21 protein-coding genes, 1 other RNA gene and 1 pseudogene are annotated in these 21,489 nt (G+C 41.6%); 9 read left to right on the forward strand and 14 right to left on the reverse strand.

Going from position 1 to position 21,489, the window contains the following annotated elements; translation table 11 throughout:
* Nucleotides 1-4 precede the first annotated feature (4 nt).
* The 5 genes from MGG13_RS06235 to MGG13_RS06255 form a co-directional block, all read right to left on the reverse strand.
* Complete coding sequence (locus MGG13_RS06235; protein WP_239034334.1) at nucleotides 5-955, reverse strand: thymidylate synthase; 951 nt, start codon at nucleotides 953-955, stop codon at nucleotides 5-7.
* Nucleotides 956-1,068: 113 nt separating this feature from the next.
* Nucleotides 1,069-1,887 carry a class I SAM-dependent methyltransferase gene (locus MGG13_RS06240; protein WP_239034335.1) on the reverse strand — a complete coding sequence of 273 codons (819 nt, stop codon included), beginning with the start codon at nucleotides 1,885-1,887 and terminating at the stop codon, nucleotides 1,069-1,071.
* Nucleotides 1,871-2,308 (reverse strand): BrxA/BrxB family bacilliredoxin, encoded by a 438-nt coding sequence (locus tag MGG13_RS06245; RefSeq protein ID WP_239034336.1) that lies wholly within the window; start codon nucleotides 2,306-2,308, stop codon nucleotides 1,871-1,873. Before MGG13_RS06245 ends, MGG13_RS06240 begins: the two co-directional genes overlap by 17 nt.
* Nucleotides 2,308-3,420 (reverse strand): virulence factor, encoded by a 1,113-nt coding sequence (locus MGG13_RS06250; protein ID WP_239034337.1) that lies wholly within the window; start codon nucleotides 3,418-3,420, stop codon nucleotides 2,308-2,310. Before MGG13_RS06250 ends, MGG13_RS06245 begins: the two co-directional genes overlap by 1 nt.
* Before the next feature lie 10 nt (nucleotides 3,421-3,430).
* Entirely contained in the window at nucleotides 3,431-3,604 is a 174-nt protein-coding gene (locus tag MGG13_RS06255; RefSeq protein WP_133432287.1) for a zinc-finger domain-containing protein, read from the reverse strand.
* A 132-nt stretch (nucleotides 3,605-3,736) separates the two neighbouring features.
* On the opposite strand from MGG13_RS06255, the gene MGG13_RS06260 reads away from it, so the two are divergent.
* The 3 genes from MGG13_RS06260 to MGG13_RS06270 all read left to right on the forward strand — a co-directional run bounded on the left by MGG13_RS06260 (nucleotide 3,737) and on the right by MGG13_RS06270 (nucleotide 5,192).
* Nucleotides 3,737-4,417 carry a queuosine precursor transporter gene (locus MGG13_RS06260; protein ID WP_239034338.1) on the forward strand — a complete coding sequence of 227 codons (681 nt, stop codon included), beginning with the start codon at nucleotides 3,737-3,739 and terminating at the stop codon, nucleotides 4,415-4,417.
* Nucleotide 4,418: 1 nt separating this feature from the next.
* A complete protein-coding gene (locus MGG13_RS06265) occupies nucleotides 4,419-4,805 on the forward strand; it encodes a ribonuclease HI family protein (RefSeq protein ID WP_239034339.1) in 387 nt (128 codons plus the stop codon).
* Between the two features lie 135 nt (nucleotides 4,806-4,940).
* The gene (locus MGG13_RS06270) at nucleotides 4,941-5,192 is read left to right on the forward strand and encodes a hypothetical protein (protein ID WP_239034340.1); all 252 of its coding nucleotides are present in this window, start codon (nucleotides 4,941-4,943) and stop codon (nucleotides 5,190-5,192) included.
* A 103-nt stretch (nucleotides 5,193-5,295) separates the two neighbouring features.
* Here the strand turns inward: MGG13_RS06270 and MGG13_RS06275 are convergent, their stop codons facing one another.
* From MGG13_RS06275 to MGG13_RS06285, 3 genes are read right to left on the reverse strand one after another with little or no spacing between them, the layout of a single operon-like run.
* The gene (locus MGG13_RS06275; protein ID WP_239034341.1) at nucleotides 5,296-6,168 is read right to left on the reverse strand and encodes a 5'-3' exonuclease; all 873 of its coding nucleotides are present in this window, start codon (nucleotides 6,166-6,168) and stop codon (nucleotides 5,296-5,298) included.
* Nucleotide 6,169: 1 nt separating this feature from the next.
* A complete protein-coding gene (locus MGG13_RS06280; protein ID WP_239034342.1) occupies nucleotides 6,170-6,934 on the reverse strand; it encodes a sulfurtransferase in 765 nt (254 codons plus the stop codon).
* 1 nt (nucleotide 6,935) lies between these two features.
* Nucleotides 6,936-10,280 (reverse strand): dynamin family protein, encoded by a 3,345-nt coding sequence (locus MGG13_RS06285; RefSeq protein ID WP_239034343.1) that lies wholly within the window; start codon nucleotides 10,278-10,280, stop codon nucleotides 6,936-6,938.
* A gap of 120 nt (nucleotides 10,281-10,400) precedes the next feature.
* Between MGG13_RS06285 and MGG13_RS06290 the strand changes: the two genes are divergently transcribed.
* The 3 genes from MGG13_RS06290 to MGG13_RS06300 all read left to right on the forward strand — a co-directional run bounded on the left by MGG13_RS06290 (nucleotide 10,401) and on the right by MGG13_RS06300 (nucleotide 12,793).
* A complete protein-coding gene (locus tag MGG13_RS06290) occupies nucleotides 10,401-10,571 on the forward strand; it encodes a cytochrome c oxidase subunit 2A (RefSeq protein WP_239034344.1) in 171 nt (56 codons plus the stop codon).
* Nucleotides 10,572-10,583: 12 nt separating this feature from the next.
* Nucleotides 10,584-11,063, forward strand: coding sequence for a cupredoxin domain-containing protein (locus MGG13_RS06295; RefSeq protein ID WP_239034345.1), 480 nt, complete (start codon nucleotides 10,584-10,586; stop codon nucleotides 11,061-11,063).
* A gap of 119 nt (nucleotides 11,064-11,182) precedes the next feature.
* Complete coding sequence (locus MGG13_RS06300) at nucleotides 11,183-12,793, forward strand: b(o/a)3-type cytochrome-c oxidase subunit 1 (protein WP_239035684.1); 1,611 nt, start codon at nucleotides 11,183-11,185, stop codon at nucleotides 12,791-12,793.
* Between the two features lie 124 nt (nucleotides 12,794-12,917).
* Here MGG13_RS06300 and MGG13_RS06305 read toward each other — a convergent pair whose 3' ends face one another.
* The 6 genes from MGG13_RS06305 to MGG13_RS06330 form a co-directional block, all read right to left on the reverse strand.
* Nucleotides 12,918-13,895: an LLM class flavin-dependent oxidoreductase gene (locus MGG13_RS06305; RefSeq protein WP_239034346.1), complete on the reverse strand. Its 978-nt coding sequence runs from the start codon at nucleotides 13,893-13,895 to the stop codon at nucleotides 12,918-12,920.
* Nucleotides 13,895-15,013, reverse strand: a complete 1,119-nt coding sequence (locus tag MGG13_RS06310; protein ID WP_239034347.1) for a THUMP domain-containing class I SAM-dependent RNA methyltransferase — start codon at nucleotides 15,011-15,013, stop codon at nucleotides 13,895-13,897. The genes MGG13_RS06305 and MGG13_RS06310 overlap by 1 nt, the downstream gene beginning before the upstream one ends.
* Nucleotides 15,014-15,144: 131 nt before the next feature.
* An RNA gene (gene rnpB / locus MGG13_RS06315) (RNase P RNA component class B) lies at nucleotides 15,145-15,514 on the reverse strand.
* A gap of 42 nt (nucleotides 15,515-15,556) precedes the next feature.
* Nucleotides 15,557-15,862 carry a DivIVA domain-containing protein gene (locus MGG13_RS06320; protein WP_239034348.1) on the reverse strand — a complete coding sequence of 102 codons (306 nt, stop codon included), beginning with the start codon at nucleotides 15,860-15,862 and terminating at the stop codon, nucleotides 15,557-15,559.
* 8 nt (nucleotides 15,863-15,870) lie between these two features.
* Nucleotides 15,871-16,425: an SLOG family protein gene (locus tag MGG13_RS06325; protein ID WP_133432277.1), complete on the reverse strand. Its 555-nt coding sequence runs from the start codon at nucleotides 16,423-16,425 to the stop codon at nucleotides 15,871-15,873.
* On the reverse strand, nucleotides 16,422-16,748 hold the full coding sequence (locus MGG13_RS06330; RefSeq protein WP_239034349.1) for a DUF1798 family protein: 327 nt from the start codon (nucleotides 16,746-16,748) through the stop codon (nucleotides 16,422-16,424). The genes MGG13_RS06325 and MGG13_RS06330 overlap by 4 nt, the downstream gene beginning before the upstream one ends.
* 76 nt (nucleotides 16,749-16,824) lie before the next feature.
* Here MGG13_RS06330 and recU point away from each other — a divergent pair, with 76 nt between their 5' ends.
* The 3 genes and pseudogenes from recU to MGG13_RS06345 all read left to right on the forward strand — a co-directional run bounded on the left by recU (nucleotide 16,825) and on the right by MGG13_RS06345 (nucleotide 21,383).
* Nucleotides 16,825-17,436 carry a Holliday junction resolvase RecU gene (gene recU, locus MGG13_RS06335; RefSeq protein WP_133432275.1) on the forward strand — a complete coding sequence of 204 codons (612 nt, stop codon included), beginning with the start codon at nucleotides 16,825-16,827 and terminating at the stop codon, nucleotides 17,434-17,436.
* The gene (locus MGG13_RS06340; RefSeq protein WP_239034350.1) at nucleotides 17,436-19,757 is read left to right on the forward strand and encodes a transglycosylase domain-containing protein; all 2,322 of its coding nucleotides are present in this window, start codon (nucleotides 17,436-17,438) and stop codon (nucleotides 19,755-19,757) included. Before recU ends, MGG13_RS06340 begins: the two co-directional genes overlap by 1 nt.
* Before the next feature lie 178 nt (nucleotides 19,758-19,935).
* Nucleotides 19,936-21,383 (forward strand): annotated as a pseudogene (locus tag MGG13_RS06345) (IS1182 family transposase).
* The last annotated feature ends 106 nt before the right edge of the window (nucleotides 21,384-21,489 follow it).

The raw sequence follows: 21,489 nt of genomic DNA on the forward strand, positions 1-21,489 counted from the left end.
CTCCTTAAACGGCAATCGGCGCTTTAATAGCGGGATGTGCCTGATAGTTTTTGATTTCAAGATCTTCATAATCAATATCGAATAAAGACTTATCTGAATGAATTTCAAGCGTAGGTGGCGCGAATGAATCCCGCGAGAGCTGTTCAGTGACCGCATCGATGTGATTGCTGTAAATGTGAGCGTCACCGAATGTATGGATAAACTCTCCTACTTCTAGACCACATTCCTTAGCGACGAGATGGGTCAGCAGACTGTAACTTGCAATGTTGAAAGGCACACCGAGGAAAATATCTGCGCTGCGCTGATACAGCTGACAGCTCAGCTTTCCGTCATTGACGTAGAACTGGAACATCGTGTGACAAGGCGGCAGTGCCATCGTCTCAATCTCACCTGGATTCCACGCAGATACAATGTGTCGTCTTGAGGATGGATTCGTCTTAATATTGTCAACGACATCTTTCAGCTGATCAACGACTTTGCCACCCGATTCAAAATGCCGCCACTGCTTACCGTAGACATTGCCGAGGTCACCGAACTTTCGCATAAAGTCATCATCATGCAGCACCTTATCCTTAAAAATAGCCAGTTGAGCCTGGTAATCTTTGTTGAATGCTTCATCAGTCAGACTGCGATGGCCGAAGTCCGTCATATCCGGGCCGGTATAATCACTGCTTTCAATCCATTTCTTAAAAGCCCATTCATTCCAGATATTATTGTTATACTGCAGCAGATAGCGGATATTGGTATCACCGCGAATAAACCAGATTAATTCAGTCGCAATCAGTTTAAATGATACCTTTTTTGTCGTCAGCAGCGGAAATCCTTTTGACAGATCAAAACGCATCTGATGACCGAATTTAGATAACGTACCTGTATTCGTACGGTCATCCTTAGAACGGCCGGTATTCAGTACTTCCTCACAGAGTTCATGGTATACCTGGTCAAATGAATTCATAGACGTCACCTCTTTTAAATTTGATATGGATGGCTTATAATAAGGTTATTATGACGTGAAACGGGGGTTCTCACATGCAAGAAATGATGATAGTTTCAGGTTTATTCTTACTTTTAGCTTATATGATCAGTATGATGATCACAGAATAAGTCGCTCCGGCGGCTTTTTTTTATGCCGAAATGACTCTTCGTACTCCTTCGAACTTGAACTTCAAAACCAAAACGGTCAAAAAGCGGACTCCTGAAATGAGCCTTTAAAATCAGACAGCGGCTGTACTTCAGTAAATAACGGACAAAATCTTCATTGTGATCACTTGGCACGATCCGGTGCAGTACAGCCATACCTGACTGCTGAGCAATTGTCTCTTCAAACATCGGATCAGCATAGACAATATCAGCACTTTTAAGGCGCTCTGAGTCAGCAGAACCATAGTGAAAAATGATTCTTCCTTTCAGCTCAGGATGATGCTGGACGATTCCTTCAGATATAACGAAATAAACAAGAGGATGAGTCTCAAATGCATGAAAGTAACTATTTCTCAGCACGGTTGCCATCAAAACGAGGTCGTTCCCCATCCCCATCGTCGTATCCACAATGGTATGTCGGTCATTAATATTCACCTGCATCATGTCAATCAAGGGTGGAAGCTCACCCCGCCTTTCAAACGCCTTCATTTTGAAGCGGGTTGTATTTTCATGATAAACAATTTTCGACTCGCTGTCGAAATAAACCTGCGGCAGTTGATGACTGATCACGATGAGCGGTACATCACTTATTCTGAAGAAATCTTTGATGGTCTTTTTGCCACGTGCTAACACTTCTACCTTAACGCCTATTGCACTTAGCTTGTCAGCTGCCTTTTCAATATGTGAAAAAATCACATCATCTGTTTTGACAGGTGATGTGATTCTGACTTTACTGGCAGTGTTCATCAAAAGCGTCTTTAAGATCCATTGCGATCTCTTCTACGTGACGGCCTTCAATGTGAAGTCTTGGCATAAAGTAGACAAGTTCTTTACCTTTAAAAAGTGCCATAGACGGACTTGATGGTTCCTGACCGATATATTCACGCATTTTCGCTGTCGCTTCACGCTCCTGACCTGCGAAGACAGTCACTGAATGATCCGGCTTATGGTCATTCTGAGTAGCGACTGCCACTGCAGCCGGGCGAGCAAGACCGGCTGCACAGCCGCAGACCGAGTTGACGACAACAAATGTCGTCTCATCGTCTTTAATCTTATCAAAATAACTTTCTACTTCTTCCGGCGTTTCAAGGCTGTTAAAACCTTCTGTTGTTAATTGTTCACGCATGGGTTTTGCCATCTGTTTCATGTAATCTTCATATGCATTCATTATTTTTCCTCCTTATTACGGTTAGCAATCTGTTTCCAGACAGATCCTACTGCCGCTTCACCTTTTTCTATCCGTTCTTTAGCCATCCTTGCCTGCAGACTGACTTCAAATGCCGCATCATCCAGATGTTCTTCAAGATAAGGGAGACTTGCAGTATCGCCCTCGTCATAGATGAACATCGCTGCACGCCATCTCACAGTAGCCATAGGGTCGCTTAACGCTTCATGCATAACCGGCAGACTTTCCTTAAATCCAAGGTCACTGAGTGTATCCCCTGCCGTACGTCTGATGGTCAGATTCTTATCTTTCATAGCTGCATGCAGTAAAGGCAGCACCGCTTCAGTACCGATCATACCCAGAAAAACAATGCCGAGACGTCTGAGCTGCGGTTTTTCGTCCTCCATCACAGCTGTAAGAAGTGGCAGATCTTCTTCTGTCGGCTCCGGAAAATGATCTAAGAGACGATACCTTGTCTGCCAGTCAGCAGACTGATACTCCTCAAGTGAAAAACGCTTCAGTTCTTTAGGCTGCACTTGATAATCAAGCGCCAGACCTTCAGTCACCAATTCCTGCAGTCTTTGCTGCGGGAACAAGGCTTCCACTTCTTCCTGTACAGAGCTGATGATATCTTCTACTTCACCGTATCTGACTCCAAACGGCAGCCATTTACGCAGAAACACGACGTTGTCATCATCTTTTTGTGCATTCAGCATGGCATCGATAAAACGGACATCCAGCTGTTTGCGTTTTTCTCCTGCCTGACTCGTCACTTTGATCTGATAAGGAATCTGTTTAAATGTCAGCAGCTCTACCTGGTGTTCACCTGTATCGATATGAATAACCGGATCAGTATCTTCAGCAGCATCAAAGACCTGGTTTATCTGATTGATCAGTGTTTCCCATTCTGCCTGCGGTGCTTTATCCACAGCGATGAAATCAATCACATGGAAGACTGATTTCACGCCTTCTATTTCCAGAAGTTCATTTATGAAAGAAGGGTTTTTTCTGTCTATTTCCCGATATGTCTGACTTTTATTATCATCTCGCTTAAAATCGAGAACAATTTTCATTGTATTTGGACTAGGTGTCGGTTCTATTTTTATGATTTTCATCGCGTTCTCCTTATTGAAGATTATTGCCCCACTGTTTGATCTGCAGACCAACTGAGCATTTGGATATACAGTAATGATGCGCCTTCGTCTTACTTTCCTGACGCAATGTTTTTTTAATCAGACATTGGTGACAATAATGGTCTTCAAGCTGATTGATTTTGTGGACGGTGTCAATCATCCTCATATTCTCACCTCATTTCTATTATAGGCGTAGAGACTGCTACTTTCAAACACCCCGTCTGTTTTTTATAGCTTGTCTTTATTCAGCACATCCACTATAATTGTAAAGTTGAAATTTGAGAGAGGAGATACACTTATGACGAATGAATTATGGGCAGTTATAGCATTTATTGCTACTTTTACGTGTCTTGTGGTCATGTATCGTCTGTTTGGACGCAATGGACTCTTCGTCTGGGTCGCAGTCGGTACCATCATTGCGAATATACAAGTGATAAAGACTATTGAAGTATTCGGCATCACGGCTACACTCGGGAATGTCTTATTTGCATCTATCTATTTAGCGACGGATATATTAAATGATGTTTATGGCCGCGCAACAGCGAAAAAAGCGGTCTGGCTCGGTTTTGCATCTGTCATAGTCATGGTTTTACTCATGTCTATCTCGCTCGGCTTTAAACCAGGCGAATCGGATATCGCACAAGACAGCATGCAGACACTGTTCGGTCTTGTCCCTAGAATAGCACTTGGTTCTATTATCGCCTACTTGATCGGACAGTATGTAGATGTTTATATATTCAACTGGATCAAAAAGCGGTTTTCAAGTGACCGTACTTTTTATATCCGTGCATACGGCAGTACAACGGTCAGTTCCCTGATCGACACAGCCCTGTTTTCTATCATCGCCTTCTACGGTGTGCTGCCGAATCCGGCGGTCATGGAAATATTTGTAACGACTTATGTCTTTAAACTGATCACCACCGTCTGCAATGTACCGTTCGGCTATTTAGCAAAATCGTTCGCAAAGGACGTGGACTAGAGTGGCACAGATCTTTATCGATGCAGCGACGAGACAGCACCCCTTTGAATCGAGCATCGGTTACGTGATACGTACAGATGATGCAGTTCTCGAGTTTGGTCAGTATGTAGGTGACATGGAAAATCATGAGGCAGAATGGACCAGTTTAATAGCTGCGCTGAAACAGGCTGAGGCCCTCGCTATCTGTTCTGTCATTCTTAAATCTGATTCCAGGATTGTCGTGGATTCAGTGCAGAAGAACTATACAAAAAATCCGAAGTTCAAGCCCTATCTGTCAGACTATCAGCAGCTTAAAGATAAATTCGACCTGCTGATCATTGACTGGATACCTCGCGAGCAGAATAAACATGCCGATCACGTGGCGAGATATTATTTGAATAAGAAGTAGAATAGACACTGTAAGAGATAACTTTAAGCTGTCTGATGATATTAATAAACATCCTTTTGAAACCTGCCTTAAAATTATATATGTTATAATATTTACCATAATATCTAAATAATTCTTTAACAAAAGGGTGAAACTATGTCTGCTGATTTACTGATCGGGATTATAACTGCCGTTACTATATTATTCCTCATTTATACCGTTATTAAAGATTTACATTTCGTTTATGTAATTTATGCTGTTTTTTTATCTTCTCTGAGCCTCTTTTTGATTAGAAGCTTTTTAATGGGACTTTCTCCAGGAAGAGCTTTTTTAAAGTCATTTGATCCTATTTTTTTGTTTTTTGTAGCGATGATTGCCTACTCCCTCTATAAAAATAAGAAGGAATAATAACATTGATTTTATCTTAGTAACAATAAAGAATCCGTACTGTCATTAAGTACGGATTTTTTGCGTCGTTTATTTTAATCAGAAATAAAGTGCTTAAGGTCTTCTATAAATTCATCAGATAATTCCTCGCGACTTTCAGCTCATGCTGATCACATACTTCGCACATATGTCTAGTATCAGCCACATAAGGCATACTCCCTATAATCTCTTCATAGTTCAGCGGTACTTCTGTATGAATGGCGGCCAGTTTCAGGCTCATGATCAAGTCATCATAATAAGCTTTGATTTTAGTCTGCTGTCCTTTCGGTAGTTCATGTTGATGGCTGATCACATTTTCTACAGTACCATACTGTTGAATGAGTTTAATGGCTGTCTTCTCGCCGATGCCTTTCACCCCTGGATAGCCGTCTGCCGTATCTCCCATAAAGGCTTTGACATCAATCAGCTGCGCCGGATTCAGGCCGTATTCTTCTTTGAAACGTGTTTCTGTATAGATATTATATTCCGTGAAGCCTTTTTTGATGAGCCAGACTTCTATGCGGCCATCTAAGAGCTGCAGCAGATCTTTATCGCCACTGATGATTTTGATGCGATAATCGCCCTCCAGTTGTTTCGCTATCGTGCCGATGACATCGTCCGCCTCATAGTTTCTGACACCGATATTATGAAAGCCAAGTTCCTGAGATACCTGCTGCACATGTGCGAACTGCGGATTCATTTCTTCTGGCGGTGCCTGGCGATGCGCTTTATAGGCGTCTGAAATTTCATTACGGAACGTTACGGCGCCCATATCCCAGGCGATGATGACATGGTCCACTTCAGAGTCCCGGACCGCTGTCGCCACGTGGCGGATGAATCCCTGTACACCATTTGTCGGCGTACCTGCTGAATTGCGCATATACTGCTGGTGCATGGCTGTCGCGTAGAAATGACGGAACAAAAGTGCCATGCCGTCAACGATAAGTAAATTCTCCATATTAACCTCTTTCTATCTCTTCCGGGTAATGGAAGATCCATTCCGAGTAACTCCCCGGATAAAGTCTGACTTTCTTATCAGCTGCTCTTAAAGCTGCATAAACAGGCGTCGCCGATAATCCAGAACCGCAGTAGACGATGGCGTCATCTGTGTCAGGCCGCTGGTATTCGAATACTTTCTTGTAAGGAAAATTAATAGCGCCTGGTATATGTCCGGGATGAATATCAATCGGTTCAGCTTCGCCTAAAAACCGCTTCTTTTCTCTTGCGTCGATCAAAGTGGCGACCTGGTTTCTGACGTCTTCACGGGTCGCTATCAGCTCCTGGCGAATAGCAGGCTGCTCGATCTGACGATCATTTTCCAGCTGTTCGATATCTTCAACCTTTAAGTTGCCCTGCTCTTTCGCAATCGTCACTGCATCAAAAGATTGTTTCAGAATATAACAAGGAACGCCCAGCAAATCGCACAGAAAGAAGAATCTGGTTGCCATAAAGCCTTTTTCTGAATCATAGGCAACCGGTACTTTGCTGTTACAATATCGCTCTAAGAACGTTTTAAAAAGCGCCATATCAGGCAGCGGATGACGTCCTTCTTCTGGTTTATGCCGGTCGTACAGTACCGGATAGCCAGGCACAAAGACTGCTGTTTCAATATGTGACTGATTATAGACAGCCAGACTTTTCTCTAAATCATCCATCTGGTTGCGGCAGTCAAATAACTGAAAACGACTGAAATCCAGTTCTTCTTCATCTATCCAGATTTTCATGCTATCCCTCCATGACTTTCTTAATTTCCTTGACGACTGTCTCATCCAGAACATGCTGTTCCTGTTCCATGATATCTGCTTCAATTTCTTCATTCAGCTGTGTCCATTTCTGCAGTAAGACAGGCTGAATTTCCCTCAGTTCATTTTCAATTATACGTCTGAACTGAATAAGCTTTTCACTCACCAGTGCCATCGATGATTGATGAATCGTTTCATATAATTTATCTACTGCTTCCTTAGTATTAAAACTGCGATTACTTGTTTTAATTGATATCGGCTGCATCACGGCATCGATATTCTGTCTGACTGGCAGAAACTTAAAGTCCGGTATAGCAACAGGAAGATGATGTTCACTCAGCGTCTGTCTGATAACAGCAGTCTGGCTGGCTAGAGAAGTGAATGCTGCATGGTTCAGACGCGGGATAATCATCGACAGTTCTTCTTCCAGTTTATCTGTCAGTGCACCCATATAGCCAGCTGCATCAACTTGGCCGCGATTAAAATACACTTTAATAAGATCAGACAGCTGAATACGGAAACGGTCAGTCATAAAGGTCAACTGTTCATTCAACTCCTGTTCTGCCTTTTCTATACTATGCTTAAGCTGTTCATCTGTGAATACAGGATTTCGTTTAACTTCATCATAATAGGCGCGGTGTGCTGCTTCTCTTTCGCGCGCCTGACTTGCATCTGCCAGTATAGTGCGCGCTTCTTCTTCAAGTTGCTGGACCCCATTTTCAAACTGCCTGATCTTCTGCAGTCTGCTGTCGACTTGAGCGAACTGCTGCAGTTCAGCCATATAATGGTTGAAGTTATCATCACGTGCTGACATCGCCTGTTTACTGGAGAGTTCATAGATTCTAGGAATCGCATTCAGCTGCTCCAGTTCAGAACTGAAATAATTCTTGACCTGTTCTATTTCTGTGTTATTTCGCGCGAGGTCTATCGCATTGATGACGTAGAATGTTGCGCTGTCCGTGCTTAAAATCTGCAGCTCGTTTAAGTACTGGATAAACTGTTTGTCATTTTCAGTGAAGACATGATTAAAATATGAAACATAGATCAGTAAGTCGCTGTCTGCGATAATCTCTGTTGTCTCATTTGTATGACGCATATTGGTAGAACCGATCCCTGGTGAATCAATGATGACCTTATCTTTCAGAAAATCAATTTCATATTGCAGATAAATGCGGTCAACAAAGGCGGAATGCGCATCTACAGCTGTAAATTTTTCTATTTCATCATCTTGTATCGTCACAATCTGACCATCCAGATAAGGCAGGTAGTGTTCATAATTCGCCTCAAGAGCCTGTATATACTTCTTAAACTGATGATCGAGGGCAGGCTGCTGTTTATGATAATCTTTTAACCAAAGATTAATATCTGTCGCCTCAATTCCAGCAGAGCGACCTATCTTGTTGAGTTCATCTAACAGCATCTGGTTCGTTTTAAATTTTACACTATGTGTCTGACCGTATGTCAGTTCTGTTATGGCAGCAGTCGTCGGGTTAGGTGACGATATCAGGACCTTCTGACCGAGCATCGCATTGATCAGAGAACTTTTCCCTGCACTGAAAGCACCGAAGACAACGATTCTCGTCACATCATGCTGTATACGGTCCAGCTGCGCTTCCAGCCTTTTAGTAATATGACTGAAGTAAGCAATCTCTTTAAACTTCTCAAACTTAGTCAAAGCAGTATCAAGGTCTGTCTTCTGAACACTTTTCTTCAATTTATCAGTAGGTTTATTTAATATAGAATCCTGTAATTCTAACTTGACCTGCTTACGGTCGACGAGTTTATCGATGGACTCGTCAACATGAATATAATAGTGCTGATAATTGCGGGTCGTCAGCGATTCAATCAGCTTTGTCAGTTGATCGTATTTATTCAGTGCTTCTGCTTGATGACTCACTGCCGGTTGCATTTTAGACATATTTATATTTTCTATGAACATTTTGATATGAGGTCTGTTTTCTTTAACGACTGACTGCTCGATAAACTTCTTCAGCTGGTCGGTATAATTCAGCACATAATCATTTGTAATAAGCGCCTGGCTGTTCATCAGCCCCTCCAACTCATCAGCAGTCACATTGTAAGTAAAGTGTCTTACATCTTCTACAACCGAATACTTCGCATGCTGATCATAGAGTGCACGTATATGGAAATTGATCTGCTTCTCAATTGATGCATTGAGCGCCTCTAAAACTTCGGTCATCTGCTGTGCTCTCAGTTCCTGCCTTTTCTTCTCTTTACCGAACAGTCCACCTACTTTAAAGTCAGGTGAATAAACTTCCAGCAGCCTTTTTATCTCCTCACGTATCTCAAATGGAACTATATAAGCATTTTTTAAGATTGTCCGAATAGAGGATAGAAAATAGGTTTCAGCTGATTCTGACGTCTTAAATAACTGCTGTTCTTCTGACAGCGCCTGACTTTCCTGGATAGAGTTACGATTCGCTTCAAGCTCTGACTGATCAAAACCTAACGTATCTAGAATACCTGCTTTTTCATCTTCCAGATAACGCAGCTGTTCGCCAGTGATATAAGAAGTAATCCGGTCAAAAAACTGCCTTCTGCTGTTTTCAATTAAATCACTATTAAAAAGAAGGTCTTTAAGCTGAGCGACTTCATTCAGCTCATGTTCATAAATAGAAGTGAAGAATATCTTCTCTATCTGTATATCCCACGTAGCAAGGTTCTGCAAAATAGCAGCCTTAAAGTCATTAAACTTCACTTCTTCTTCATTATGTTTATCAATCTGGTTAACGACAAAAACAAGCGGCATACCAAGACTATTTAAGCGTTTCATCTCCTTAAAATTTTTCTCGGATTCAACATGATTATATTCCACTGTGTAGACAATCACATCACTTGTCAGTAAATATTTCATCGTGTTCGCTTCGTGGTTACTGAAGGTAGCATCGATGCCAGGGGTATCCTGAAGTGTCAGTCCAAGCGGTAATTTCGAATGGATATGCTTGATTTCGACAGACTCAATCCGCTGATTCTCAGTGTTTATTTTTTTGACTTCTGCATAGTTTCTGGCATATGCATACTCCTGATTTTCAAGATTGACGATAATCTCTTCCTGTTCAGAGATTGTAATCTGTGCTGAGTTGCTCGTTGTCGGTACAGGAGAACTCGGCAGAATATCTTCTTCTAAAAGATAGTTGATCAACGAAGATTTACCTGACGAAAAATGGCCGATGAAGCTCGCTACTTTTTTATCTTCATAGACTTTTCGGATGACTTCATTAATCTGCTCGACAAGCACTGTATGATTAGATTTCTCTACTTCTTTCTTTAATTTGTATAACAGATCGATCTGTTCTTTTTTATTCATAGTAATCCCCTTTTGTGAACAATATAACAAAATTTAAGAAGTGTGATATATATCACATTATTAATCTGTCTTCTTTATTATTATAAAGAAAGAAAAGTTATTTAGAAAGGACGGATGGGCATGGCTAAAGATAAAGATCAAATTAAAGCAGAACAGCAGGAACTTGCACCTGAATATGATTCTCACGATAATCTGGATCTGCGCGGGACAATGGTCTCTGTTTTAACATTAGGTGCTATCTTTGTTGTTTTATGGTTTGCAATCTTTATTCTATTCATTGAACGTATTTAAGGAGGGGTTATTGTGCATAAGTTAGAGAAAATCTGGTTAGGCCTTGGGATGGCGTCACTTGTTTTATTCCTAGTTATTATCTTAGTTCAGGCCATCCACTTAGGTCACGAGCCAGCTGCAAGTGGCGGAGAGTTCGTTGATCCGGAGCTTGTCGATAAACATGAAACTTTTAAAAATCCAGGATTACATAAAGTTGAAGGTAAAGACTGGGACTACGAACTCGTCTTCGTTGTATCAGCATTCAACTATAATCCAGGTAACGTCGAAATTCCTAAAGGCGCTAAAGTGAAGATCATCGCAACTTCTAAAGACGTGAACCACGGTTTTGAAATTGCTCACACAAACGTAAACTTCATGGTGGTGCCAGGACATATCAGTACATTCACAAAGACATTTGATAAAAAAGGTGAATACCTTCTTCTTTGTAATGAATATTGCGGAATGGGCCACGCTGATATGAAATCTAATATTAAGGTGGTTGATAAAAAATGAGCGAAGTAATCTATAAAAGTGATGCCAGCGAGCATCACCACTACCGCAAACATCAAGTTTTTGAAGTCAATGAAATAGAAGATAACAAACGACTTGACCCGAAAGACGGCAAACTTGTTATGGCACATATGTATGTGGCAATAGTCTGCTTAATTATCGGTGGCCTTGCTGGTCTCGTTCAGACCCTTGTACGCTCTGGTACATTAGAATTACCAGCAGGCATTGGTTATTATCAGATCTTAACCGTACACGGTATCATCCTTGCGCTTGTTCTGACGACATTCTTCATTATGGGCTTTCAGATTTCAGCTATCTCCAGAACAACGGGTACATTCTCCCCTCTTGCGCGCCGTTTAGGCTGGCTAGGTTTCTGGGTGATGCTGATCGGTACAGCGATGGCTGCAACAATGGTTTTACTGAATAAAGCAACAGTGCTTTATACATTTTATGCGCCGCTTCAGGCACACGTAATTTTTTATATCGGTATGGCACTAGTCATCGTCGGCTCATGGATTTCTGCAGCAGGACAGATGATGGGCTACTTCCGTTACAGAAAAGAACATAAAGGACAGAAAACACCACTGATCAGTTATATGGCAACAATCAACAATGTCATGTGGATCGTCTGCTCTATCGGTGTAGCGTTAACAGTTCTTCTTCAGATGATTCCTTGGTCACTTGGTCTCGTCGAACGTATCGATGTGACACTGAGCCGTACTTTATTCTGGTATTTCGGTCACGCACTTGTGTACTTCTGGCTGTTACCTGCTTATATGTCATGGTATGCAGTCGTGCCAAAAATCATTGGCACTAAAGCTTTCTCTGATAACTTAGCTCGATTTGCTTTCATGCTCTTCCTGTTCTTCTCAATTCCAGTCGGTATCCACCACCAGTTAGTGGAACCAGGTATTGATGCAACATGGAAGTATGTACAAGTTGTGCTGACATTCATGGTTGTCATTCCTTCTCTTATGACAGCATTCAGTCTGTTTGCGACATTCGAAACATATGGTCGTAGAACGGGTGCAAAAGGTCTGCTTGGCTGGTTAAAAACATTACCATGGAACGATGCACGTTTTGTTTTACCATTCATCGGAATGGCTGCTTTCATTCCAGGAGGTGCCGGTGGTTTAGTTAATGCATCTGCACAGATGGACCAAGTCGTTCATAATACGATCTGGATTACAGGTCACTTCCACTTAACAGTAGCAACTGCTGTTATCCTGACATTCTTCGGTACGATGTACTGGTTAATCCCGCATTGTACAGGACGTGTATTAACAAAACAACTGAACAAACTTGCTTTAATTCAAGGCTATATGTGGGCACTAGGAATGTCCATCATGTCTGGTGCGATGCATTTCATCGGATTATTCGGTGCACCACGTCGCTCAACTTATTCTGAATACGGCGGTTCTAAAGTCGCTGCAGAATGGATTCCTTATCAGATTATTCAGGCAATCGGCGGAACAATCCTTTTCGTCTCAATTATCTTAGTTGTGATTATCTTCATCCGACTTGCATTCTTTGCTCCTAAAGGACATGAACCTTACCCAATTGCTACAGCGATGGATGAAAATCTACCTACGACTAAACTCGTTGAAAACTGGAAGTTCCTTCTTGTTGTGACAATCGCACTCATCTTAATTGCTTATACGATTCCAGTCAGCCAGATGTTTATCGATCCACCACCAGGCGCTAAAGGCTTTGGTGAAGGTAAACTGTGGTAATCTAAACTCCCTGCGGGGAGTTTTTTTCTTTTGTCCTTATGTTAGTTTTTTTAATTATTTATATATAGTTTACATAATATAGTTATATTAATTAATACAACAAAAAAAGAGATACCGCAGTATCTCATAAAGTCTTAAGCAGCTCGTAACTTCTTTTCTTGGCTTCAAAGTCATGTATATTACAGATGACCATGATTTCATCTGCATGCGGCAATTTAAGAAGTGCTTCTTTTACATCTTCCTTATTACCAACGATACATCGTTTACGGTTCTCCTGAATCACCTTCAGCTCTTTTTCACTGTAGTTCTTGTCAGCTACTTCAGCTGCTGTCGGAACCGTGGTATCTCGACCATAAGTCACATTTAACAGCCAGTGATCCAGTATTTTGGCGTGTTCTTTCGCTTCTTCTCTTGTGTCACAGCAGATGATGAATATACAGATGATTGCTTGCGGCTTCGGCATGACAACGGATGGTTGAAACTCATTATAATAGATTTTCAGTGCCTGTTCCATATGCTTTGGATTGATAAAAGCTCCGAATATAAAGCCGATACCTAACTTCGCCGCTCGTCTTGCGCCGTTTTCCGTGAGCCCCAGTGTATAGACGGGTGGCTGATGATTAATTCTCGGTCCTGCCTTCACTCTGCGGAAACGATGGTCGACAGGTAAACTGTTATGCATGAAGCCAATTAAGTCGGCCAGCATGGTCGTGTAGTCACTCAGTTTACTGTCTGCCCCGTCTGTCAGCGCTAGGCGCGTCAGCTCTGTGCCCCCTGGTGAATTACCGACACCTATGTTGACACGTCCCGGGAACATCGACTCCATCAATAAAGCTCTTTCAGCGATATTAAACGGGCTGTACTGCGGCAGTAGTATACCGCCTGAGCCCACTTCAATTGTCTCAGTAGCGCTCAATAGTCTCGTCATCAGGATATCCGGACTATTACTGATAAGGCCTGTCGTATTATGGTGCTCCGCCACAAAATAGCGCTTATAGCCCAGTTCTTCAGTCCATTTAATCAGTTCAATAGATTTCTTAATCGCTTCTTCCGGACTGTCCCCACGTGACAAAGGGACCTGGTCCAGTACGCTGAATTCCATTATCTCTCGCCCCAGTACTGATAATACGTACACTCCAAGTAACCGTTAAAGAGTTTACGACGTTTAGTCGCTTTTTTACCGACAAGAACTTCAAATTCTTTGTAGCTCGTCATAATATAGAGTGACCATTTTGGATTCTCTTTAATTAGTTCTCCTAAATATTTGTACATCGCTTCTACTTCGTCCCGTTCACCGATACGTTCACCATAAGGTGGATTTCCTACGATAGCCCCTTTTTCAGCATGTAAAGTCAAGTCATGGACATTCATCTGCTTAAACTTGATCAAGTCCCCGAATCCGACTTCTGTCGCATTATTCTGTGCAATTTTAATCATCTCAGGATCGATATCGCTCGCTGTAATATCAATCTCTTTGTCGTAGAGCGCTTCGTTATCTGCTTTGATGCGTTCTTCTTCATACATCTCTTCAGGAATGATGTCCCATTCCTCACTGGCAAACTCCCGGTTAAATCCAGGTGCAATATTCTGTGCGATCATCGCTGCTTCTATCGCTATGGTACCAGACCCGCAGAATGGATCTATGAACGGCGTATCACCATTCCAGTTTGATAGTCTGACCAGTGCTGCTGCCAGTGTCTCCTTCATCGGGGCAGCACCTTGTGCGAGACGATACCCCCGTTTATGAAGGCCGGCACCAGACGTGTCGATCGTCAGTAAGACTTCATCTTTTAAAATGGAAACCTCTACTTTATACAGGGCCCCGCTTTCATCAATCCATCCCTTAATGTCATGCGCTTTTTTCAGCCGTTCGACGATAGCTTTTTTGACGATTGCCTGACAGTCAGGCACACTGAAAAGCTTCGACTTCAGACTTTTACCAGATACAGGGAATGAACCCTGGGGGCCGATGATATCTTCCCATGGCAGTGCTTTCGTCTGTTCAAAGAGCTGGTCAAACGTCGTTGCATAAAATCTACCGACCACAATCTTGACTCGGTCAGCTGTTCTGAGCCACAGGTTAGAACGTACAATCGCTCGGGCGTCACCTTCAAAGAGAACACGTCCATTTTCTGTTTTTGTTTCGTAACCCAGTTCGTTAACTTCCTTAGCGACGACTGCTTCCAGTCCCATCGGCGAAGTTGCTAATAGTTGATACATAAAAATCTCCTTTATATTAAGTTTACATAATAATGTTATTTTAATTTTATAATTAAAAATATCTTCTTTGAATTTTACCATAAGCCATAAAAAAAGCCCTCCTTTACAGGAGGACTGTACTAGAAAGATATCTCTGTAAGCCATGTTCTGTTCCTTAGTACTGCAACCGAGTCTAGTTACTCTCGTACGCCGGTGATAATCATCTGTCTGTAGATTACTCTACCTCTTCTATACGTTCATTTCCGCTAGAAAAGTGCTCCTACCAAATTTGGATTGCTCACTCGAGGGGTTTACCGCGTTCCACCTTCTCCGTTTCCGGACAAGCTACGTCACTGTGGCACTTTCAAATTACTCGGGCCATATCCAGAGGACTTAGACCGTTTCACTGCCGTCAAATAAATGCCCTGGCTTATTGTTTCACCAGGCACGATCACTACAGCCATCTCAGGCATGTGTGAGCATGGACTTTCCTCTATATTGCTATAGCGATTATCCGAGATATCTTTTAACTTAATGCATTATATCACAGTTAGTCCTTTTAGACTACTTGCCAAATACGGCTTTTTCAAGATTTGAGATTCTTTTCAGCAGGTCATAATTCTGGGAGCCGGAATCGCCTCTGCCAGTCGCTACACGTATTCTCAAATCTTCAATCTCTTTTTTCAGTTTTTTGTTTTCATCTGTCAGCTTCATCAACTGATGATTCATATCTTCCATCTTCTGATAATCGGAAATGATATCATCCAGAAAACCGTCAACATCTTCAGGTTTGAATCCTCGAACCATTGTCCGTTCAAATTCCTTCTCGTAAATATCTTTTGCAGAGTACTTCAGTGTCATCTCTTCCATTATGTCAACTACCCTTCCCATTTTTCACTTTGATATTCATTGATAAAGACAGAGAGATCGTCCATAGAAATGATATCCATATTATAGTCACTCTGCGCACTAAAATCAATCAGCTGCCGCTTGAAGTACTTGGGACTCGCTTCCTGCTCCTCATCATAAAAGAGCAGCGTCCCTTCTGTATTCTCAAGTATAAATTGAGTCGCTTCTCTGAACATATAGCCGCCAGCATAAGGCTGCTGGTAAACAGAGGTCACAAAGTCTGCCTGGCTCAGGATTTGTTCGTAGTAAAGCTGGTTCTCTTCATTCCATTTGGATGTGTGCTCCAGAAAAGGCGAGATGATGGCCAGTTTCAGCTGATAGTTTTTCTTCAGCCTGATGGCGACTTCACCTGCCCAGAGTTCCGTTCCGAGCATACCGCTGATGATGACCCATTCCAGACCTTCTTCAGCATATTGTCTGATGCGCTCCTGCAAATAAAGTTTAATGAACTTCACTTCAGGTTGATTATTTTTGAATATATTGAGTTCAAACGGTTTGTAGCCAGTCACATATAGAGATTTCATAGTTTTCGCTCTAAATAATGAAGATCATGCTGAACTGCCTTAAATTTATCAAGAAAGACTTTTTTGCTCGTCTTATCAAAAAAACATTCAACTGACAGCTCTCTCAAGTGTAAAACGAGCAGTTTAAATTTAAGCTCATTCATTAATGGTAAACTCAGGATATGATCCTTAATGTCGTTTAACTGAGATAAGTGCAGATCGACATGCTCTGTAAATGGCTGGATATCCAGCACAAAATTAAATTCCTTACCCTTTTTAGCTGCATTGAAAAATGTTTCTATCTTTACTAAATCTTCATTTAATGGTTTAATATAATCTTGCAATTTAGGGCACGTCCCTTCAGAAATATGGTAAAATTAGCTATAAACCCATCATACTAAAAAATCAGGAAGTTATGAAATGGTAAATTATCCGAACGGTAAAAAACATCCGTCTAAAGACTTAGTTACAACAGACCGTGAAAAGCGTAAGATAAATTATGGCCGACGTGGGATGAATTTTGAAGAGGCAATTGATGCTTCCAACCACTACTATCTGACTGAACGTGTGGCAGTCATTCATAAGCGCCCCACCCCCGTACAGATTGTTAAAGTGGATTATCCTAAGCGTAGTCAGGCAGTGATCAAAGAAGCTTATTTTAAAACACCTTCTACAACAGATTATAACGGTATCTATAAAGGAAGATACCTTGATTTTGAAGCAAAAGAAACACAGAACAAAACGAGTTTTCCGCTCGTCAACATCCATACCCATCAGGTCGAGCATATGCATGCTGTAACCGAACAGGGCGGTATTTGTTTTCTGCTGATTCACTTTGCTGTCTTAAATGAGGTCTATCTCCTTCCTTTCCCTCCTTTCTATCACTACTGGCAACGCATGAGAGATGGAGGGCGTAAATCAATGACATTAACAGAAATCCGAAACGATGGTATATTAGTATCATCCGGTTTTAAGCCGAGACTCGATTATCTCGCCGCTATACCTTTAACAGATGAGAGTGAGGAAAAATAATGGCAACAACTAAAACTAAAAAACGCAACGTCAAGAAGACAATCCTTCAGATTCTAGGAGGACTTGTCATTGCTTTTGCTGCTGTGATGGTACTCGCTATCGGCCTGTTCATTTATTATGCATGGAAAGCTCCTTCATTTAATGAGGCCAGCTTACGCGATCAGTTACCTACTAAAATCTATGATAAGAACAACCAACTCGCAACTGTTCTTTATATGGGACAGCGTAGAGAAGAAGTTAAATTTGCTGACATCCCGGACCAGATGAGAAATGCGGTGCTCGCGACAGAAGATAACCGCTTCTATGAACACGGTGCAATTGACTTTAAACGTCTAACAGGCGCCGTATTTAAAAATATTACAGGCGGCTTCGGCTCACAAGGTGCATCTACTCTAACACAGCAAGTTGTTAAACGTTCCTTCCTGACGGATAAGAAATCAATCGAGCGTAAAGCACAGGAAGCTTACTTGTCTTACCGATTAGAACAGGAATACGATAAGAATCAGATCTTTGAGATGTATATGAACAAAATCTATTATTCAGATGGTATCTACGGTGTTAAAACAGCAGCTAAATACTATTTCAATAAAGACCTTAAAGATCTGACGCTTGCTGAATCTGCCTATCTGGCTGGACTTCCGCAGATTCCTAATACTTATAATATCTATGATAATCCTGAGTCTGCAGAAAAACGTAAAGATACAGTCCTTTATTTAATGAACCGTCATAATCGTATCACGAAGGAACAGATGAAAGAAGCACAGGCACAGGATTTACATGCTAACCTTGTTCCGCGTACAGCGGCTGACCGTCAGAACATCGACCAGAACGATCCTGTCTATGCTTCATACGTCAACATCATCAAACAGGAAATTAAAAACAATAAAGAATTTAAAGGTCAGTCGCTTAATGATATTCTGACAAGCGGCTTGAGCATCTACACGAATATGGATGTCAATGTACAGAAAAATCTGCAGAATAATGTAGATAATCTGCCTGTATATAAAAATGAAGATCAGCAGGCTGCTGCCACGATACTGGATACTAAAACGGGTGGTCTTGTCGCCATTTCAGGTGGACGTGGCTATCAGGACGTAGTGGACCGCAACCTGGCGACCGACCCTCATGCAGTCGGTTCAATCATCAAACCGATTCTCGATTATGGTCCAGTCATTGAAGGATTAAAATATCCGACAAACACTCAAATTCAGGATGAAGATGTTCTGAATATCAACGGCAGCGAGTTCCGTAACTATGACACTCTCAGTCACGGCAATGTGACGATGCGTGAAGCTCTTAGAAAAAGTTACAACATTCCTGCTCTTAAAATGTTCCAGGCATCTCAGTCACAGCTCGGCTATGATGCGCCTGCTAACTTCGCAAAGAAAGTGAACTTAAACTACGAGAACACTGATCTGGGTCCTGCTGAAGCTTTAGGTGGCGGCGCGTCTGAATTCTCGACTACACAAATGGCTGCAGCCTTCTCTGCATTCGGTAACAATGGTATTTATAATGAAGCACATGCCATCCGTAAAGTCGTGACACAAGATGATCAGACCATCTCGTTTAGTCATACGACTCGAAAAGCGATGGAAGATTATACTGCCTATATGATCACTGATATTCTGAAAGATGTCTTTACTGCAGATGGAACTGCTCCTGGTATTGCACCAGCCGGCGTCAACTTTGCTGGTAAAACCGGTACAGCGACATATGGTGATGAGGTTTATCAGAAATACAACCTTCCAAGCTCTGCTGCAAAAGATGTATGGATTTCAGGTTATTCTCCGCAGTACACGATGACAGTCTGGATGGGCTTCACCAAGATTGCTCAGTATGGTGAAAATTCATTCGTTGGACATGTGGAGCAAGCATTGCCGCAATCACTCTTTAAAGCTGTGATGACAGAAGTCAGCCCGATTGATGGACAGGATTTCCAGAAACCTGATTCAGTGATTGAAATCGGTAACGAACTTCAAGTAAATGGTGGCGAAATAACTAAACAGATTACTTCTTCAGAAGTCAAAACAGAAGCTGCAGGTGCTCAGACGCCTGCAGCCTCTGTTACAAATACACCTAATATGCCGGCAACAACTGCTCCAGTCACTGAAAAACCAGTTGTAACAACAGAAATACCAGTCACTGAAAAACCAACGACAGAAAAGCCAGCAACTGAAAAAGTGACAACAGAACCACCGACAACTGCGGCACCGACAACTGCGGCACCGACGACGACAGCTCCAGCAACGACTGCACCCACTACAGAAGCAGTTCGTACAGCTGCACCCGTAACAGAAGCGCCCAAAGATAAAGTGTCATAAAAAAGAGTCTATCATTTGAAAGGCCACTGAAAATCTCCTTTAATAATCTACGATTATTCTGATAATTAAAGGAGAATCGCAATTGAATAAAAATCTTTTAGAGAACATGAATTTTGAAATTCATGTTCTTTATTTTGTTCTCATCATTTAAACTTAAGGAAACAGGGGGAGTCGTTCAATGATCAGACCGGATTCACAGAAGATAAACAGTAATTATTCAGACCTTTATGACATAGTTGTACCTAAAAATAACAAACTGAGAAGAATGAAAGACATTATCGATTTTTCATTCATCTACGATGAAGTAATAGAAAATTATTCGATCACAAAAGGAAGAAGTGCCGTAAGTCCTGTCAGAATGTTCAAATATCTGCTTCTGAAAGTTATTTTTGATTTATCAGACATTGATGTGGTGGAACGCTCACGTTATGATATGTCTTTTAAGTTTTTTCTGGATTGGCGCCTGAAGAAGAAGTGATTCACTCCAGTTCTCTCACAAAGTTTAGAAAGCTTCGTCTCAAGGACATGAACCTGCTGGATCTGCTGATTAAAACTTCCGTTGAAACAGCACAAAATCAGGGCGTTCTAAATGGGTCCACCTTAATCGTTGATGCCACCCATAGTCAGTCGAGGTACAATGCTTACCTCCCGAAGGATATTCTTCAGAAACGTTCAAATCAGATTGTAGATGCCGCAGGCAAAATAGATGACACGAAGATAAAACCTCTAAAGCTTAATGATTGTTCTACAAAAGAAGCACTGGATCTGTCGAAATCTTTTCTGGATGATCTGTTAAAAGAAGAAAAGTATCTGTCCATTCCATCCGTGAAAGAAAAAATAAACTATTTCAAAGAAACAATTGAGGATTGTGAGTCAACCTATACAGTATCGGTGGATGAAGATGCACGTGTTGGACACAAATCAGAAGATAAGTCGTTCTTTGGCTATAAGAACCATCTCGCAATGAACACCGACCGTATCATCACAGCGGCTGTTGTAACTACCGGAGAGAAATCCGATGGATGTTACCTGTCGCAGTTGATTGAGAAATCACGTGAAAATGGTGTAGAAGTGGACACCGTTATAGGTGACACAGCCTACTCATCAAGAGACAATCTGGATTACTGCTTTAATGATAATATCGAACTGGTTTCAAAGCTCCATCCCCATATTGTTCATGGTGTCCGTAAAGAGAATCAGGCCTTTGAATATAATAAGGATGCAGGTATGTTTGTATGTCCGGCAGGACAGTTAGCCGTTAGAAAAGCGCGTCAGGGAAAAAAGCAGGGTCAAAATCAGACGGATACTTATTATTTTGACATTGATAAATGCCAGATCTGCCCTCTCAAAATAGGATGTTATAGAGATGGCGCTAAATCTAAAACATACAGCGTGACAATAAAATCAGAAACCCATAAACATCAGATGAAGTTCATGGATTCTGAAAGATTCAAGTTAATCTCAAGAAAACGATATATGATTGAGGCAAAGAACTCTGAATTAAAAAATAGACACGGTATGAAAAGATCAAAATACGCGGGTCTATTAAATATGGAAATGCAGACGGCTGCGACAATATTCGTAGTGAATATCAAAAGAATCATAAAACTTACGGATGAAAAATAGGATAAAAGAACCCGTCATTTCCTAATGTTGAGGAAATTGACGGGTTCTTTTACACTATTGAGTTGTTGGAATTAGTGAGCTTATAGAAAATCGTGAGATTTTCAGT

It is taken from the genome of Macrococcus brunensis, from assembly GCF_022343725.1.
Taxonomy (GTDB): Bacteria; Bacillota; Bacilli; order Staphylococcales; family Staphylococcaceae; genus Macrococcus; species Macrococcus brunensis.

What these genes read in the sequence shown, in the direction of transcription:
- MGG13_RS06325 (WP_133432277.1), bottom strand. Translation starts at nt 16,425, where the DNA reads ATGAAATCTCTATATGTGACTGGCTACAAACCGTTTGAACTCAATATA.
- MGG13_RS06310 (WP_239034347.1), bottom strand. Translation starts at nt 15,013, where the DNA reads ATGTATCAACTATTAGCAACTTCGCCGATGGGACTGGAAGCAGTCGTC.
- MGG13_RS06270 (WP_239034340.1), top strand. Translation starts at nt 4,941, where the DNA reads ATGTCTGCTGATTTACTGATCGGGATTATAACTGCCGTTACTATATTA.
- MGG13_RS06305 (WP_239034346.1), bottom strand. Translation starts at nt 13,895, where the DNA reads ATGGAATTCAGCGTACTGGACCAGGTCCCTTTGTCACGTGGGGACAGT.
- MGG13_RS06240 (WP_239034335.1), bottom strand. Translation starts at nt 1,887, where the DNA reads ATGAACACTGCCAGTAAAGTCAGAATCACATCACCTGTCAAAACAGAT.
- MGG13_RS06285 (WP_239034343.1), bottom strand. Translation starts at nt 10,280, where the DNA reads ATGAATAAAAAAGAACAGATCGATCTGTTATACAAATTAAAGAAAGAA.
- MGG13_RS06235 (WP_239034334.1), bottom strand. Translation starts at nt 955, where the DNA reads ATGAATTCATTTGACCAGGTATACCATGAACTCTGTGAGGAAGTACTG.
- MGG13_RS06250 (WP_239034337.1), bottom strand. Translation starts at nt 3,420, where the DNA reads ATGAAAATCATAAAAATAGAACCGACACCTAGTCCAAATACAATGAAA.
- MGG13_RS06340 (WP_239034350.1), top strand. Translation starts at nt 17,436, where the DNA reads ATGGCAACAACTAAAACTAAAAAACGCAACGTCAAGAAGACAATCCTT.
- recU (WP_133432275.1), top strand. Translation starts at nt 16,825, where the DNA reads ATGGTAAATTATCCGAACGGTAAAAAACATCCGTCTAAAGACTTAGTT.
- MGG13_RS06290 (WP_239034344.1), top strand. Translation starts at nt 10,401, where the DNA reads ATGGCTAAAGATAAAGATCAAATTAAAGCAGAACAGCAGGAACTTGCA.
- MGG13_RS06300 (WP_239035684.1), top strand. Translation starts at nt 11,183, where the DNA reads ATGGCACATATGTATGTGGCAATAGTCTGCTTAATTATCGGTGGCCTT.
- MGG13_RS06280 (WP_239034342.1), bottom strand. Translation starts at nt 6,934, where the DNA reads ATGAAAATCTGGATAGATGAAGAAGAACTGGATTTCAGTCGTTTTCAG.
- MGG13_RS06245 (WP_239034336.1), bottom strand. Translation starts at nt 2,308, where the DNA reads ATGAATGCATATGAAGATTACATGAAACAGATGGCAAAACCCATGCGT.
- MGG13_RS06320 (WP_239034348.1), bottom strand. Translation starts at nt 15,862, where the DNA reads ATGGAAGAGATGACACTGAAGTACTCTGCAAAAGATATTTACGAGAAG.
- MGG13_RS06255 (WP_133432287.1), bottom strand. Translation starts at nt 3,604, where the DNA reads ATGAGGATGATTGACACCGTCCACAAAATCAATCAGCTTGAAGACCAT.
- MGG13_RS06260 (WP_239034338.1), top strand. Translation starts at nt 3,737, where the DNA reads ATGACGAATGAATTATGGGCAGTTATAGCATTTATTGCTACTTTTACG.
- MGG13_RS06275 (WP_239034341.1), bottom strand. Translation starts at nt 6,168, where the DNA reads ATGGAGAATTTACTTATCGTTGACGGCATGGCACTTTTGTTCCGTCAT.